Origin of the sequence: Collinsella intestinalis DSM 13280 (assembly GCF_000156175.1) — a bacterium.
In the GTDB taxonomy this organism is placed as follows: domain Bacteria; phylum Actinomycetota; class Coriobacteriia; order Coriobacteriales; family Coriobacteriaceae; genus Collinsella; species Collinsella intestinalis.
Window position 1 is genome coordinate 1429435 of sequence record NZ_GG692710.1, and the last position, 16346, is coordinate 1445780.

General features: G+C 62.3%; 15 protein-coding genes. All 15 read left to right on the plus strand.

All coding sequences use genetic code 11. The annotated features are described in order from the left end of the window. On the plus strand, positions 1–194 hold a 194-nt coding region (locus tag COLINT_RS06390; RefSeq protein ID WP_006723634.1), incomplete at its 5' end, for an IS3 family transposase. Positions 195–412: 218 nt separating this feature from the next. Continuing rightward, positions 413–1363, plus strand: a complete 951-nt coding sequence (locus COLINT_RS06395) for a type I phosphomannose isomerase catalytic subunit (RefSeq protein WP_006723636.1) — start codon at positions 413–415, stop codon at positions 1361–1363. 135 nt (positions 1364–1498) lie between these two features. Then, a complete protein-coding gene (gene rapZ, locus COLINT_RS06400) occupies positions 1499–2419 on the plus strand; it encodes an RNase adapter RapZ (protein ID WP_006723637.1) in 921 nt (306 codons plus the stop codon). 2 nt (positions 2420–2421) lie between these two features. Beyond that, positions 2422–3477, plus strand: coding sequence for a gluconeogenesis factor YvcK family protein (locus COLINT_RS06405; RefSeq protein ID WP_006723638.1), 1056 nt, complete (start codon positions 2422–2424; stop codon positions 3475–3477). Further along, positions 3478–4425, plus strand: coding sequence for a DNA-binding protein WhiA (gene whiA / locus COLINT_RS06410; RefSeq protein WP_006723639.1), 948 nt, complete (start codon positions 3478–3480; stop codon positions 4423–4425). A 198-nt stretch (positions 4426–4623) separates the two neighbouring features. Beyond that, complete coding sequence (gene gap / locus COLINT_RS06415) at positions 4624–5649, plus strand: type I glyceraldehyde-3-phosphate dehydrogenase (protein WP_006723640.1); 1026 nt, start codon at positions 4624–4626, stop codon at positions 5647–5649. Positions 5650–5784: 135 nt separating this feature from the next. Continuing rightward, positions 5785–6978, plus strand: a complete 1194-nt coding sequence (locus tag COLINT_RS06420) for a phosphoglycerate kinase (protein ID WP_039910421.1) — start codon at positions 5785–5787, stop codon at positions 6976–6978. Beyond that, complete coding sequence (gene tpiA / locus COLINT_RS06425) at positions 6968–7738, plus strand: triose-phosphate isomerase (RefSeq protein ID WP_006723642.1); 771 nt, start codon at positions 6968–6970, stop codon at positions 7736–7738. The genes COLINT_RS06420 and tpiA overlap by 11 nt, the downstream gene beginning before the upstream one ends. Before the next feature lie 71 nt (positions 7739–7809). Then, a complete protein-coding gene (gpmI, locus tag COLINT_RS06430) occupies positions 7810–9360 on the plus strand; it encodes a 2,3-bisphosphoglycerate-independent phosphoglycerate mutase (RefSeq protein ID WP_006723643.1) in 1551 nt (516 codons plus the stop codon). Positions 9361–9545: 185 nt separating this feature from the next. Continuing rightward, complete coding sequence (gene secG, locus COLINT_RS06435) at positions 9546–9800, plus strand: preprotein translocase subunit SecG (RefSeq protein ID WP_039910422.1); 255 nt, start codon at positions 9546–9548, stop codon at positions 9798–9800. A gap of 463 nt (positions 9801–10263) precedes the next feature. Next, the gene (locus COLINT_RS06440; protein WP_006723646.1) at positions 10264–11931 is read left to right on the plus strand and encodes a peptide ABC transporter substrate-binding protein; all 1668 of its coding nucleotides are present in this window, start codon (positions 10264–10266) and stop codon (positions 11929–11931) included. A gap of 228 nt (positions 11932–12159) precedes the next feature. After that, a complete protein-coding gene (locus COLINT_RS06445; protein WP_039910423.1) occupies positions 12160–13194 on the plus strand; it encodes an ABC transporter permease in 1035 nt (344 codons plus the stop codon). A gap of 24 nt (positions 13195–13218) precedes the next feature. Beyond that, entirely contained in the window at positions 13219–14160 is a 942-nt protein-coding gene (locus COLINT_RS06450; RefSeq protein ID WP_006723649.1) for an ABC transporter permease, read from the plus strand. Positions 14161–14163: 3 nt separating this feature from the next. Continuing rightward, on the plus strand, positions 14164–15297 hold the full coding sequence (locus COLINT_RS06455; protein WP_006723650.1) for an ABC transporter ATP-binding protein: 1134 nt from the start codon (positions 14164–14166) through the stop codon (positions 15295–15297). Further along, positions 15298–16320: an ABC transporter ATP-binding protein gene (locus tag COLINT_RS06460; RefSeq protein WP_006723651.1), complete on the plus strand. Its 1023-nt coding sequence runs from the start codon at positions 15298–15300 to the stop codon at positions 16318–16320. Positions 16321–16346 lie beyond the last annotated feature (26 nt).

Sequence of the window (16346 nt, forward strand, 5' to 3'; positions counted from 1 at the left end):
TCGACAACGGCGCCACCGAGCAGGTCTTCGGCCATATCAAGGACGAGTTCTTCCGAGGCCGGAGGTGGCCGAGTTTCGAGGAATTCAAGCGAGACCTCGACGCGTACGTGATTCATTGGAACACGAGGCGGAGGCAGGTTAAACTGAAAGGACTGACCCCGGAGGAGTTCCGGAATCAGTCCTTAGCGGCCTAGCCGCTCTTTATTTAGGCCGTCCAAGTTTTGGGTTGCAGTTCAGATTGGGGCGCCCGTTGTTTTTCAATTCCGTCCTGCGCTTTCTCGAATCGCCGATGACTCGATTTTGGTAAATGCGCTTTGTCGATGGGAAAAGGGGAGTGCGCCGGCGCGGAGGACGGTATCATGGGTGGGACTAAGGTGCGAGGACATCTCGCGCGAGGGCAAGGAGGGTACGCATGGATATTTCAACCGACCTGCTGTTCATGGAGCCGGTCTTCCACGGCAAGATCTGGGGAGGCCGTAAGCTCGAGGAGATGTACGGCTACGAGATCCCGGACGGCCCGGTGGGGGAGTGCTGGGGCATTTCCGCCCATCCTAACGGGGATTGCAAGATCGCCTCGGGCCCGCTTGCCGGCATGTTCCTCTCTCAGGCATGGGATGAGCGTCCCGAGCTGTTCGGCGGTCTCGATGACGACCGATTCCCCCTGCTGGTCAAGATCCTCGACGCCACCGACGACCTGTCCGTTCAGGTCCACCCGGGCGATGCGTATGCCGCCGAGCACGAGAACGGGTCCCTCGGCAAGACCGAGTGCTGGTATGTCATCGATTGCGATGGCGACGCCACGATCATCGTCGGCCAGCGTGCGACCTCTCGCGAGGAGCTCGCCGCCGCCATCGAGGAGGGCCGCTGGGGCGAGGTCCTGAACGAGATCCCCATCCATCCCGGTGATTTCTTCCAGATCGACGCCGGCACGGTGCACGCCATTAAGCGTGGGACCGTGATTCTCGAGACGCAGCAGTCCAGCGATGTCACCTATCGTCTGTACGACTACGACCGCCGTCAGGACGACGGGTCCCTGCGCGATCTGCATATCGACAAGTCCCTTGACGTTGTCGATTATGAGGCGAAGGCCCCGGAGACGGGAGAGATCACGGCCCACGAGGTCGATGGTGTCACGCATCTGGTCGATTGCCCCGCCTACTCCGTCGACCGTGTGTATCTCGATGGCGCCCTTACGTATCCCGCGGCGAGCGCCGGCAACCCGTTCCTTTGCGTGACGGTCATGGCGGGCGAGGGCTCGGTCAATGGCAGCCCGCTCAAGGCGGGGGATCACTTCGTTGCGACCTCGATGTGCGACGACCTCTCGTTCGAGGGCTGTATGACCCTCATCGTGAGCCACATCTAACGCCTGTTCCCGTATGGCATAACTTCACCGCGTCTGGGCTTCGGCCGAGGCGCGGTGTTTTCGTTTGCCGTCGCATGAGGGGATATACTCGTACCAATGATTCGCTAACGCTTCGATCCAGATGAAAGGCCCATCATGTCCGAGCGCCCAGATACCATCTCGGCCGAGCACGCCGACCGCGTCCCCGATATCGTCATCATCACCGGCATGTCCGGTTCCGGCCGCACGCAGGCCATGCACGTGTTTGAGGACATGGGTTATTTCTGCATCGACAACCTGCCCCCAAGCCTCATCATGCAACTCGCCGAGATCATCGGTATCAACACGGGCGTGGGGCGCCATCTGTGCGTTACGAGCGACCTGCGCAGCCAGGGGCTCTTCGATGAGCTGCTCGACACCATCGAGACGCTGCGCGACCATGAGATGACCTGCAAGGTACTGTTCCTCGAGGCTTCGGACGAGGTGCTTATTCGCCGATACAGCGAGAATCGCCGCCGTCATCCGCTCGCAAAGCGCGGCGACACGATGGCCGACGCAATCCAGCGTGAGCGGATGGCGCTGGCGAGCATCCGTGAGCGCGCCGACCTCGTCATCGATACGAGCCGTATGCGCACGGCGACGTTGCGTAGGCGCCTTCAGACCGCATTTTCAGAGCTCAGCGACGAGCAGCTGATGGACGTCCACGTGTTTTCCTTCGGCTTCAAACATGGGCTTCCGGTTGAGGCGGACCTCATGATCGACGTGCGGTTCCTGCCCAATCCCTTCTACGACCCCGAGATGCGCACGCTTACCGGTCTTGATGAGAAGGTCTCCAACTTCGTGATCGACCATCCCAAGACGCAGGAGTTCCTTGACGCCTGGTTCCGCCTGCTCGATGCCGTCATGCCCGGGTATATCGCCGAGGGCAAGCCGAGACTCTCCATCGCGATCGGATGCACTGGCGGTCAGCATCGCAGCGTCGCCATCGCCGAGGCGACCGGGCGTTACTTGGAGCGCCATCAGTACCACGTGAGTATCTCCCATCGCGACCTCGCCAAGGCGAATCTCAGGAGCTAACGATGCCCGATCAGAGCCTCAGGGCGGTTTCCATCGGCGGCGGCACCGGCCAGCCGCGCCTCATAGCGGCCCTCCGGCTCATGGGGGCGCATATCGACTCGGTGGTCGCCATGGCCGACGATGGTGGGTCGACTGGCCTCTTGCGCGAGCGGGAGCATATCGTGCCGCCCGGAGACGTGCGCAAGTGCCTGTCCGCTCTGGCCGCCGACCCCACCGCCCCGCTCGCTCGCGCGTTCGCCCATCGTTTCCCCTACATCGACGACCACGCGCTCGGCAATCTGCTGCTGGTGGCTCTTGCCAAAGAGACCGATTCGTTCGTCGGCGCGATTCGCACGTGCGAGCGCCTGCTCGAGTGTGTTGGGCATGTGCACCCCTCGACCCTGGAGCTCGTGAGCCTTTCCGGGCGCACGCGCGAGGGCGATGCGGTGTACGGCCAGGCCCGCATCTCCTATGGTCTGCGTACCATGTCCGAGGTGCGTCTGGAACCCGCGTGCCCTGCGGCGAACGAGGAGGCCGTCGAGGCGATTCTCAACGCGGACCTTGTGGTTCTTGGTCCCGGCTCGCTGTTCACCTCAATCATTCCCAACGTGTTGGTCCCCGGGATCCGCGATGCGCTTGCAGCAACCAGCGCCACACGGGTGTTCGTCTGCCCCAAAATCGACTCGTTGGGGGAGACTGCCGGCATGAGCGTGGCAGATCATGTTGAGGCCTTGGTCGCCTGCGGTCTCGAGGGGGCGCTTGACGCGGTTTTGGTCCATCGGGCGCAAGGCCCCGAATTCGTCCATCCGTATGAGAAGCGCGCTTGGCAGCGTATCGTCGAGCGTGCTGCGCAGGAGGCGGCTGAGCATGCCGCAGAAGATGAAGGGCCGGTTTCGGCCTCGATGATCGACGCGGTCAAGCAGGCGCCGTTCGGCCCGATTGAGGCGAGCGCCGCGGACCTCGAGCGCATCGGATCTTTAGCCGGGCGCGTCGTCGTACGAGATTTCACGGGTGGGGAATCCCCGGCCGTCCATGATGCCGGGCGCCTTGCCGCTGCGCTCGCGGAGGTGATGAGGTAGATGTCCTTTACGGCAGAGGTTCGCGACGAGCTCGCGCGCTGCGCTCCCGAGTGCGCGTACTGCGACGTCTCGACGCTCGCCGCGCTCGTCCGGGTGTGCGGCACGCTCTCGATCAGCGGGCGCGGGGGATACCAGCTCCAGGTCGCCACGGAGACGGGTGCGGTTGCGCGCACGATGATCGAGCTCACGCACAAGATATTGAAGCTCAAGACGGACCTCACCGTCCGCCGCTCCGTCCTGCACCGCGTGCGCAATTACCTCATCGTCCTGCCCGATCAGCCCGATTTGGAAAAGGCCCTCATCCTGCTGGGCATTCTCGACCGCTCGGGTGGTTTGGTTGCCGGCGTGCCCAAACACGTCGCGAACCGCGCCTGCTGCCGCCGCGCGTTTGTGCGAGGCAGCCTCATTGCCGGCGGCTTCGTGGCCGACCCGCGCGGTGACTTCCATCTCGAGATTGCCGTGCAAGGCGAGCAATTCGCCCACGATCTGGCCGATCTCATTTGCGGCATGGGGGTCCAGGCGCGTGTCAACCCGCGCCGGGGCGCCTATGCGGTCTATATCAAAAGCGCCGAGGACATCAGGCGCCTGCTCGCGAAGCTTGGGGCCACGCGCGCCGTCGCGGAGATCGAGGAGGCTCGCGCGGTCAAGCACGTGAAGAACCAGGTGAACAGACGCGTGAACGCCGAGCTCGCCAACCAGACGCGCAGCGCCGGCGCGGCCCAACGTCAGCTCGAGCTTATCGAGGCCCTCGATGATTTGGGGTTGCGTCCCGGTCTGCCCGAGGCGCTCGAGACGTTTTGCCGCCTGCGCGAGAATCACCCCGACCTGTCGTTGCGCGATCTCGGGGAGATGGCGCAACCATCCCTGTCGAAGTCGGCTCTCTACCACCGTGTGTTGCGCCTGGAGAAGATGGTTGAGGAGGCAAGGGCGTCACATGAAGGGGATTGAAGCGTCTCAACTACCGATGACGACCCTGGTCTTAGGGGTCGATAGCATGGTGAAACGTTTCAAACTGGGACTTTTGTCCGAAAGTTGCCAATCACACGATTGAGCAAGCGGAAAAAAGGTATATTTGGTGAGTGGTTAGTTTTCGGACTTCAACGGCGGGCAGCCAGCCCGCGGGAGGTCCAATGAAAGGAGACACACATGGCAGTTAAGGTTGCTATCAACGGCTTCGGTCGTATCGGTCGTCTGGCCTTCCGTCAGATGTTCGGTCACGAGGGCTCCGAGATCGTCGCCATCAACGACCTCACCTCTCCCGACATGCTCGCGTACCTGCTGAAGTACGACTCCACGCAGGGCAACTACTCCCGCGATCACAAGGTCGAGGCCACCGAGGACGCCATCATCGTTGACGGCAAGGAGATCAAGATCTACAAGGAGGCCGACGCCAACAACCTGCCTTGGGGCGACCTCGACGTCGACGTCGTGCTCGAGTGCACCGGCTTCTACACCTCCAAGGCCAAGGCCCAGGCTCACATCAACGCTGGCGCCAAGAAGGTCGTCATCTCCGCTCCGGCCGGTAACGACCTGCCCACCATCGTCTACAACGTGAACCACGAGGAGCTCACGGCTGAGGACGACATCATCTCCGCCGCTTCCTGCACCACCAACTGCCTCGCCCCGATGGCCAAGGGTCTGAACGACTTCGCCCCCATCGTGTCCGGCATCATGACCACCATCCACGCCTGGACCGGCGACCAGATGGCTCTCGACGGCCCGCAGCGCAAGGGTGACAAGCGTCGCTCCCGCGCCTGCGCCGTGAACATCGTCCCGAACTCCACCGGTGCCGCCAAGGCCATCGGCCTGGTTCTGCCTGAGCTCAACGGCAAGCTCATCGGTGCCGCCCAGCGCGTTCCTACGCCGACCGGCTCCCTCACCAACCTTTACGCCGTCGTCGACAAGGTCGTCACCAAGGACGAGGTCAACGCCGCTATGAAGGCTTACGCCGAGACCATCTCCGAGACCTTCGGCTACAACGAGGACGAGATCGTCTCCACCGACATCATCGGTGAGACCCACGGCTCCATCTTCGACGCCACCCAGACCATGTGCGCCGACCTCGGCAACGGCCAGACCCTGGTTCAGGTTGTTTCTTGGTACGACAACGAGAACTCCTACACCTCCCAGATGGTCCGCACCATCAAGTACTTCGAGAAGTTCGTCGCCTAAGTTGCGCGGTTATTCTCGCATCTAGACCAAGCGTCTATAGGAGGGCGCGGCCTCATGGCGTATGCCCGGGGTCGCGCCCTTTTTCAAGCGGATGGACGCATCGTCCACCGCTCGTCAAATAAGAAAGGAATGGACATGGCTTTCACCAAGAAGACCGTCCGCGACATCGACGTCGACGGCAAGCGCGTCCTCGTCCGCGTCGACTTCAACGTGCCGATCAAGGACGGCGTTGTCGGTGACACCACCCGCATCAACGCCGCCCTCCCGACCATCAAGTACCTGGTCGACCACAACGCCCGCGTCATCCTCATGAGCCACCTCGGCCGTCCGGACGGCACCGGCTTCCAGCCCGAGTTCTCCCTCGAGCCCGTCGCCGCCAAGCTCGCCGAGCTCTCCGGCCTTGATGTGACCTTCGTCGCCGACACGTACGGCGAGAAGGCCGCTGCCGCTGTCGAGGCTCTCGAGCCCGGCAAGGTCCTCGTTCTCGAGAACGTCCGCTTCGACAAGCGCGAGAAGAAGAACGACCCCGAGATCGCCAAGACGCTCGCTTCTTACGGCGACGTCTTTGTCCTCGACGCCTTCGGCACCGCCCACCGCTCCCAGGGTTCCGTCGTGGGCCCCGCCGAGTATCTGCCTGCCGTGGCCGGCTTCCTGCTCGAGAAGGAGGTCGATACCCTCACCGGTATCTTCGCCAACCCTGAGCGCCCGCTCGTCGCCATCGTCGGCGGTTCCAAGGTTTCCTCCAAGATCGGCGTCCTCGATCACCTCATCGACTCCGCCGACACCCTGATCATCGGTGGCGGCATGGCTTACACCTTCTTCCTCGCCCAGGGCATGACCGTGGGCAACTCTCTCAAGGAAGAGGATTGGGTCGAGCGCGCCGGCGAGATGCTGAAGAAGGCCGAGGAGAAGGGCGTCAAGATCCTGCTCCCCATCGACAACCGCGTTGCCGACCACTTCGGCGAGGACGCCGTGCCCGAGGTCGTTGCCTCTGACGCGATTCCCGATGACCGCGAGGGCATGGACATCGGCCCCAAGACCGAGGAGATCTACGCCGAGGCCATCAAGGGCGCCAAGACCGTGTTCTGGAACGGCCCCATGGGCGTCTTCGAGTTCGACAACTTCGCCCACGGCACCCAGGCTATCGCCGAGGCCGTCGCCGAGGCCGACTGCACCTCCATCATCGGCGGTGGCGACTCCGTCGCGGCCGTCAACAAGTTCAACCTGGCCGACAAGATGAGCTGGATCTCCACCGGCGGTGGCGCTTCCATGGAGCTCGTCGAGGGTAAGGCCCTTCCTGGAGTGGAGGCTCTGAACGATGCCGAATAATCGCACCACCCTTATCGCGGGCAACTGGAAGATGAACAACGACCGCGAGGCCGCCAAGGCCCTCGCCGCCGAGCTCGTCGAGGCCCTGCCCGAGGTCCCCGCCGGTGTTGAGGTCCTCGTGTGCCCGCCCACCATCGACCTGTGCTGCGTCGCTCACAAGCTCGAGGGTTCCGCCATCGCCCTGGGCGCCCAGAACTGCTACTGGGAGGCTTCCGGCGCCTACACCGGCGAGACCTCCGTCCCGATGCTCAAGTCTGCCGGCTGCACCTACTGCATCATCGGTCACTCCGAGCGTCGTGACTATTTCCACGAGTCCGATGAGGACCAGAACAAGAAGGCCAAGGCGCTCGTCGCCGGCGGCATCGTTCCCGTCTTCTGCTGCGGCGAGCCCCTTGAGGTTCGCGAGGCCGGCACCTACGTGGAGCACGTCGTCGCCCAGGTGAAGGCCGGTCTCGAGGGTCTCGAGCTCGCCTCCGCCGATCAGCTCGTCGTCGCTTACGAGCCCATCTGGGCCATCGGCACCGGCATGACCGCCACTGCCGATGACGCCCAGGAGGTCTGCCACGCCGTGCGTGAGGCCCTCGTCGAGCTCTTCGGCGCCGAGATGGCCGATGGCATCCGTGTGCTTTACGGCGGCTCCGCCAAGCCCGGCAACATCGCCGAGCTCGTGGCCAAGCCCGACGTCGACGGCGCCCTCGTTGGCGGCGCGTCTCTCAAGGCCGCGGACTTCTCCGAGATGGTCGTGAAGGCCGCGGAGTAACACCCGTCTTGCAATCGGGCCGCGGCGCTCAGGCGCTGCGGCCCATTCTTTTTACTAGGGGAGAATTCACCATGGCTAACCGCCACCTTCCTGCACTGCTTGTCATCATGGACGGCTTCGGTCTGGCGCCCGAGGGCTCTGACAACGCCGTCAGCGCGGCCAACACGCCCTTTATCGACAGCCTGTATGCGAACTATCCGCACACCACCCTCGGTGCTTCCGGCGAGGACGTCGGCCTGCCCGACGGTCAGATGGGCAACTCCGAGGTCGGCCACCTCAACATCGGCGCCGGCCGCATCGTCTTCCAGGAGCTCTCGCGCATCAACAACGCCATCAAGGACGGCTCCCTCAAGGAGAACGAGGTCTTCGTCAAGGCTATGGACGATTGCGCCGCTTCCGACAAGACCCTGCACCTCATGGGTCTTATGAGCCCCGGCGGCGTGCACTCTATGCAGAGCCACTGCGAGGCTCTCGTGGCCATGGCCGCCGAGCGCGGCGTGAAGACCGTTCGCGTCCACTGCTTCATGGACGGTCGCGACGTCGACCCGCAGTCCGGCGCCGGCTATGTTTCCGAGCTCGCCGCCTTCCTGGCCGAGGTCTCTGAGAAGACCGGGTGCGACGCCCGCATCGCCACCGTCTCCGGCCGTTACTGGGCCATGGACCGCGATAACCGTTGGGAGCGCATCCAGAGCGCCTACGACGTGCTGGTCAACGCTTCCGACGTCGAGGCCGATCCTGTCGCCGGCATCAAGGCCTTCTACGAGAAGGACCCGCGCGGTGACGAGTTTGTCGATCCGTTCGCCTGCCACAACGAGGGCATTCACGCCGGCGACGCCGTCATCTTCTTCAACTTCCGCCCGGACCGCGCCCGTCAGATGACCCGCGCCTTCACCGACGCCGACTTCGACGGCTTCGAGCGCGAGAAGATCGAGCTTTCCCACTTTGTGACGATGACCGAGTACGACCCGTCCTTCGACGTCGAGGTCGCCTTCCCCAAGACGTTCCCCAAGAACGTCCTGGCCGATGTCATCGCCGCTAACGGGCTCAAGCAGCTTCACACCGCCGAGACCGAGAAGTACGCCCATGTCACGTTCTTCATGAACGGTGGCATCGAGGAGCCCAAGGCCGGCGAGGAGCGCGTCCTCGTCGCCAGCCCCAAGGTAGCCACCTACGACCTCAAGCCCGAGATGAGCGCTCCCGAGGTCACCGAGAAGCTCGTTGAGGCCATCAACGAGGATCGCGCCGATTTCTACATCGTGAACTTCGCCAACTGCGACATGGTCGGCCACACTGGCGTGTTCGAGGCCGCGGTCAAGGCCGTCGAGGCCGTCGACGAGGCTCTCTCCAAGGTCATCCCGGCCATTCAGGCCAAGGGCGGCTTTGCGCTGATCACCGCCGACCACGGCAACGCCGATCACATGTTTGACGAGGTTGATGGCGAGAAGAAGCCCTTCACCGCCCACACCACCAACCGCGTGCCGTTCATCGTCGTGAGTGACACCGCCAAGCTCGTCGGCATCGAGGACGGTCGCCTGTCCGACATCGCCCCGACCATGCTCACCATGGCCGGTCTCGAGCCCAGCGCCGAGATGACGGGTCGCGTCCTCGCCATCGAGGAGTAGCGCTCGTCCATTCATTTGCGTCGATCGCATACAGAGGCCGTCGCCCGTTTAGGGCGGCGGCTTTTTCGCGCGTCTCCTGACTGGCATCCGTTCGTCAGGGTGAAGGTGAGTGAAATTTCGCGGAAGGACAGGGGAGTGTGCTACTATTATCCGCTGTACGTTTCTCTTGGTTAGAAGGAGTCCTCGTGGGTCCGTTGCAGATCGTTCTCTTCGCCGTGTGGGCGCTGTCCACGCTTTTGCTCATCGCGCTCGTTCTCATGCATTCCGGCAAGGGCACCGGCGTTTCCGACATGATCGCCAGCTCCCTGTATAACTCCAGCACCGCAACCGGCGTCATGGAGAAGAACCTCGACAAGCTCACGGTCATCGTTGCTTGCGTGTTCGCCGCCTGCGTCGTCCTGGCGATGTTCTTCTTCCCGCAGGGCATTGTCGGCCTGTAAGGATTTGAGCTCATAAGGCTTTTGGACCCGATCGGCATCGTCCGGTCGGGTCTTTTTTATGAGCGGTCGCCCAGGCTGTAGCGTATCGGCGGCTAATAGGCGTCGGGAAATTGGCCGGCGGTCGATCTGCTCTCGTCAAAGGTGTGCGAGGGATGATCTTCCGTTACACAGTTGAAACATTGTGTCGGGTATTCAGGTTCCCCTCGCCGTTCTTTTATGCACTAAAGTGCTGTTCTACCTGCATATACTCTAACAAGCTAAAGAAAATGCCAGGAATCGGGCAGAAAACTTGTACTCCATTATGCAAAAGTGCGCTATGGTATTGGCCATCGCGCGAAGCCGAACAGCCTAGCGGCATCGCGAAGCGCAACGGGGCAAGGCAACGTGTTCGCACCCCCGGTCGCACCAAAGGGGTGCTCAACCGGCGTCGTGCTCCGTGAACCTGCATTATAAGGAGGATGGCATGGCTAATTTCAAGTTTTCCCAGCCCGTGATGGGTCGTCGTACCTTCATCGGTGGCGCCCTTGCTACCGGCGCTGTGGCTGCTCTCGCTGGCTGCGGTGGCGGCGAGAACGGCGGTGGCGGCGACGCTTCCGGCAAGAAGGTCATGAACTTCTACCTCTCCGAGCCCGCGTTCATCGATCCGTATAACGCTCAGGAGAACCAGGGCACCGCGGTCGTCTTCAACGTGTTCGACGGCCTTATGGAGTGGGACTGGGATTCCGCTTCCGCCGTTCCCTGCTGCGCCGCCGAGGCCCCCACGGTCTCCGAGGACGGTCGCGTCTACACCTTCAAGCTCCGTGAGGGCATGAAGTTCCACAACGGCGATCCCGTCGACGCCGAGTCCTTCATCCGCGGCTGGAAGCGCGTTGCTTCCCCCAAGATGGAGACCCCGTCCGACATCTGCTACCACCTCGCCCCGGTTGCCGGTTACGCCGAGTTCAACGCCGGCGACACCGACGAGTTCTCCGGCCTCAAGGCCGTCGATGAGCTGACCCTCGAGGTCACCCTGACCGACCCCATGGCCGACTTCCCGGCCGTCTGCTGCCACCCCGGCCTCGCCCCCGTGCCGGCCTGCGCTGATGAGGATCCCAAGGCGTTCCTCGAGAAGCCCATCGGCAATGGTCCGTTCATGATGACCGAGCCCTGGAAGCACAACCAGTACATCTCCCTGGCCCGCTTTGAGGATTACTACGGTGAGAAGCCCAGCCTCGACGGCGTGTACATGTCCATCCAGAAGAACCCGGACACCGCGTTCAACGAGTTCCAGGCCGGCTCCATCGACTTCGCTGCCATCCCGAGCGGCAAGATCAAGGAGTGCATTGAGAAGTACGGCGAGTCCGAGGACGGCTTTACCTCCACTCCCGGCAAGCAGTGCCTGCTCGGCACCGAGCTCTCCACCTACTTCCTGATCCCGAGCCCGCAGGATCCGGTCCTCGCCGACCCGAAGGTCCGTCGCGCCGTCTCCCTGGCCATCAACCGCCAGAACATCGTCGACACCCTGTTCGAGGGCTCCCGTATGCCGGCTACCTCCATCATGCCGACCTCCATCGACGATTCCCCCGAGAACGTCTGGGAGGACTGCAAGTACGATCCCGAGGCTGCCGCCAAGCTCCTCGATGAGGCCGGTTACCCCGCCAACGCCGACGGCAAGCGCGATGTCGAGATCACGCTGAACTACAACGGCGACGGCGATCACGGCGACCTCATGTCCGCCGTCCAGCTCGACCTCGAGGCCGTGGGTATCAAGGTCACCCAGGAGACCGTCGAGTGGGCTACCTACCTGCAGCAGCTGTCCGACAAGAACTTCAGCCTCGGCCGCCTTGGCTGGACTGCCGACTACCCGACCATGGACAACTTCCTGTACCCGAACTTCTTCACCGGTGCTGACAACAACTACGAGGAGTACAGCAACCCGGAGATGGACGCCGCCATGCTGGCCGCCCGTCAGATTCAGGACGAGGAGGAGCGCAAGGCCGCTTGCCGTAAGATCTGCGGAACCATCGGCAAGGACATGCCGGTCATCCCGATCATGTTCTACGCTCACAACTACATTGGCTCCCAGCGCATGAAGTCCCTCAATTACGACGCTCAGACCAAGCCGCATTTCGAGACCGCCGAGCTCGCATAGTTTCGATCGCTCGTAAAGCGAGAAGCGCTATGAACAGCAGGACATCGCGCAAGCGGTGTCCTGCTTTTTGTGTAACGAGCTTTGGATTTGTATGGAAATGGGGGGCGTGGACTGCATATCTACGCATAATCCCCGCAGTATTCAGTGACAAGTGACGTATAATCACAGTTTATGCTGCATGCTACTGCAGCTAGGTGTAGTGTCCATGAGACTAGGGAGGGTATCGCTGTGCTCAGGTACATCCTCAAGCGAATCCTACAGTTCATCCCGGTCTTCCTCGGCGTCACGCTCATTCTGTTCATCATGCAGAATGTCGTGCCCGGCGACCCGATCAAGCTGATCGCCGGCGAGAAGAAGATGGATCCCCAGACGGAGATGAACATCCGTGCCGCTCACGGCTTGATCGTGACGGACGAGAACGGCAATATCGTCTTCGATGAAGACGGTAACACCATCGAGACCCCGATGGTCGACCGTTATTTCAACTACCTCGGCAATCTGCTCCAGGGCGACCTCGGCACTTCTTATCAGAAGGGCCGTGCAGTCAAGGACATGATCTTCGAGGCGTATCCGCATACGGTTCAGATCGCGCTGGTCGCCATCGTGATCGAGGCCTTCGTGGGTATCGGCGCCGGCATCATCTCCGCCATCAAGCGCTACTCCTTCTGGGACATCCTGGTCACGCTCACCACGTCCATGCTCGTCGCAATGCCCGCCTTCTGGCTCGGACTGCTGTTGCAGCTGATCTTCGGCATCTGGCTTAAGAATGCCACGGGTGGCGCGGTCGCCCTTCCGGTCTCCGGCGTGCCCGGTCCGTTCCCGCAGTTCCCCGCGTGGACCTATTACATCCTGCCGGCCGTCACCCTGGCCGCCGTCTCCACCGCCTACACGGCGCGCATCATGCGCTCCCAGCTGGTCGAGGTTATGAACCAGGATTACATTCGCACCGCTAAGGCCAAGGGTCTTTCCAAGCGCTCCATCATCTTCCATCACGCGCTCAAGAACGCCCTCATCCCGGTCGTTACATATATTGGTATGGACTTCGGTGCCATGCTCGCCGGTGCCATCCTGACCGAGACGGTCTTCAACTGGCCCGGCATCGGTCAGATGACCTACGTCGCCATCACTCAGCGCGACTGGCCCATCGTCATGGGTTCCGTCACCGTCATCGTGTTCGTGGTCATGATCATCAACCTCATTGTCGATGTGAGCTACGCGTTCCTCGATCCGCGTATCCGCCTTGGCAGCAAGAGCGATAAGTAGGAGGGGAGTAACGTGCAGTATCCAATGAGCAACATGGGCGATCAGGCCCGTGCCGTCGCGGCGGAGCATCATGTCGTCGCCGATAAGTCCGACAAGCCCACGCGCACCCTTTGGGGCGACGCCTTCAAGCGTCTGAGGAAGAACAAGCTCGCGATGTTCGCCGTCGTGTGGCTTACCATCATCATCCTCGTCGCGGTCACCGCCGATCTGTGGGTCCCGCAGGTTCTGGGCGATCCGACCGCATCCGACACGGCCACCATGGCGGCAAACTCCCGCCTTGCGCCGTCTCTTGAGCATCCGTTCGGCACCGACACCCTCGGCCGCGATGTTCTTTCCCGCGTCATCTACGGTGCCCGCATCTCTCTCACCGTCGGTATCGTTGCAACCGGCATCTCCACCATCATCGGCTTGGTGATGGGCGCCATCGCTGCGTATTACGGTGGCATCTGGGATACGATTATCATGCGTCTCGCCGATACCTTCCTGGCGTTCCCGTACACGCTGTTCGTCATCGCCATGATCGCGGTCATCGGCAACGGCATCCAGAACGTGTTCTTCGCCATCGGTATTCTCGGCTGGCCGCAGATCGCCCGTGTGTTCCGCTCCGCGATCCTCTCCGTCAAGGAGAGCGACTACATCGACGCCGCCCGTGCCATGGGTGCGTCTGATGCTCGCATCATCGCCCGCCACATCTTCCCCAACTCCGTCGCCTCCATCGTCGTGTACGCGACCATGAACATCGGCGGTGCCATCCTGACCGAGTCTGCCCTGTCCTTCCTCGGCATGGGCGTCATCCCGCCGGATCCCTCGTGGGGCACGCTGATCCAGGAGGGTCAGAAGTTCCTGCAGACCGAGCCCTGGCTCATGATCCTGCCCGGTCTTGCCATCCTGACCACCGTTCTCGCGTTCACCCTGCTCGGCGACGGCCTGCGTGACGCTCTCGACGTGAAGATGAAGGACGCGTAAATCATGGCTAAGAAGAATGACAACTACGTCGATCTGAAGACCCAGCCCATTCCCGAGGGCCAGCACCTGCTGGAGGTCGACGATCTCAAGATGTACTTCCACACCGAGGACGGCGTCGTGCATGCCGTCGACGGCGTGTCCTACACGCTCGACCGCGGCGAGACCCTCGGCGTGGTGGGCGAGTCCGGCTCCGGTAAGTCCGTGACCGCCATGACCATCATGGGCCTCATCTCCATGCCTCCCGGCAAGATCGAGGGCGGCTCTGTCACGTATCGCGGCCATGACCTGCTCAGCATGTCCGAAGAGGAGATGCAGCACGTCCGCGGCAACGATATCGCCATGATCTTCCAGGACCCCATGACCTCCCTCAATCCGGTTTACAAGATCGGTCGTCAGGTGGGCGAGGGCCTGCGCCTGCATCGCGGCTACTCCAAGCAGGAGGCTCTGAAGCGCGCCACCGAGCTGCTCGACCTCGTGGGCATCCCCGAGCCCGAGAAGCGCGTCAACCAGTATCCCCACCAGTTCTCCGGCGGTATGCGTCAGCGCGTCATGATCGCCATGGCTCTTGCCTGCGACCCTGACATCCTGATCGCCGACGAGCCCACCACCGCTCTCGACGTTACCATTCAGGCTCAGATCATCGAGCTCATGCAGGAGATGCAGGAGAAGAACGGCAACGCGATCATCATGATCACCCACGACCTGGGCGTCGTTGCCGACATGGCCGACAAGATCATGGTCATGTACGCCGGTCACCCGGTTGAGTTCGGTACCGCCGAGGAGATCTTCTACGAGAGCCGCCACCCCTACACCTGGGGTCTGATTCGCTCCATTCCCGAGCAGGCGACCGACGAGAAGAAGCCCCTCACGCCGATCAACGGCAACCCGCCGTCGCTCGTGAACCTCCCCAAGGGTTGCGCCTTCGCGCCTCGTTGCCCCTATGCAACCGAGCTCTGCCACAAGGAGCGTCCGCAGAAGTTCGTCATGGACAACGGCCACTATTCCGAGTGCCACTACGCCGACGACGATGCGTTTGTGAAGCGCTTCGCACCTGATACGTCCCGTTCCCGCGGTACGGTTCCGACCGCCATTCCCGACGACATGAACGTCGCCGCCACGAAGGGAGGCGAGGCCTAAATGGCAGATAACAACACGCCCCTGCTCAAGGTCGAGCACCTGCACAAGGAGTTCCCCACCGGCTCCGGCTTCATGGGTGGTAAGTTCTCCAAGAAGGTCGTCTCCGCTGTCAACGACCTTTCCTTCGAGATTCGTGCTGGCGAGACGTTCGGCCTGGTCGGTGAGTCCGGTTGCGGTAAGTCCACCACCGGTCGCGCCATCATGCACCTCGATCCGCCGACCTCCGGCAAGGTTTACTTCGAGGGTCGCGACATCTCCAAGATGAACAAGAAGGAGCTCAAGGCCATGCGCCGAGAGATGCAGTTCATCTTCCAGGATCCCTATGCATCCTTGAACCCCCGTATGACCATCGGTGAGATCATCTCTGAGCCTATGGTCATTCACGGCATCGGCACTCCCGAGGAGCGTATCGAGCGCGTTCGCGAGCTGCTTGACGTGGTCGGCCTCAATCCCGAGCACATCAACCGCTACCCGCACGAGTTCTCCGGCGGTCAGCGTCAGCGCGTCGGCATCGCTCGCTCGTTCATCCTGCGCCCGAAGCTCATCATCTGCGACGAGCCTGTTTCCGCCCTGGACGTTTCCATCCAGGCCCAGGTCCTGAACCTGCTGAAGGACCTGCAGAAGCAGTACGGAACCGCTTATCTGTTCATCGCCCACGACTTGTCCGTCGTGCAGCACATCTCCGACCGCGTGGCCGTCATGTACCTCGGCAAGATGGTCGAGCTCTCCGATTGGAAGAGCCTGTACGCCGAGCCGAACCACCCGTACACGCAGGCCCTGCTCTCTGCAGTTCCGATTCCGGATCCGGATGTGCAGCAGAACCGCAAGCGGATCATCCTCGCCGGCGATCCGCCGAGCCCGATCGATCCGCCGAGCGGCTGCCGTTTCCACACCCGCTGCCCGATCGCTCAGGCCAAGTGCTCCGAGGAGGCCCCAGAGTTCCGTGAGATCGGCGAGGGCCATTTCTGCGCCTGCCACTATGCGGCTCCGTTCCCCATCAAGGAGTCTCATATCGATCTGTAAGCCCGTCTGACGACGTGCTTTGCATC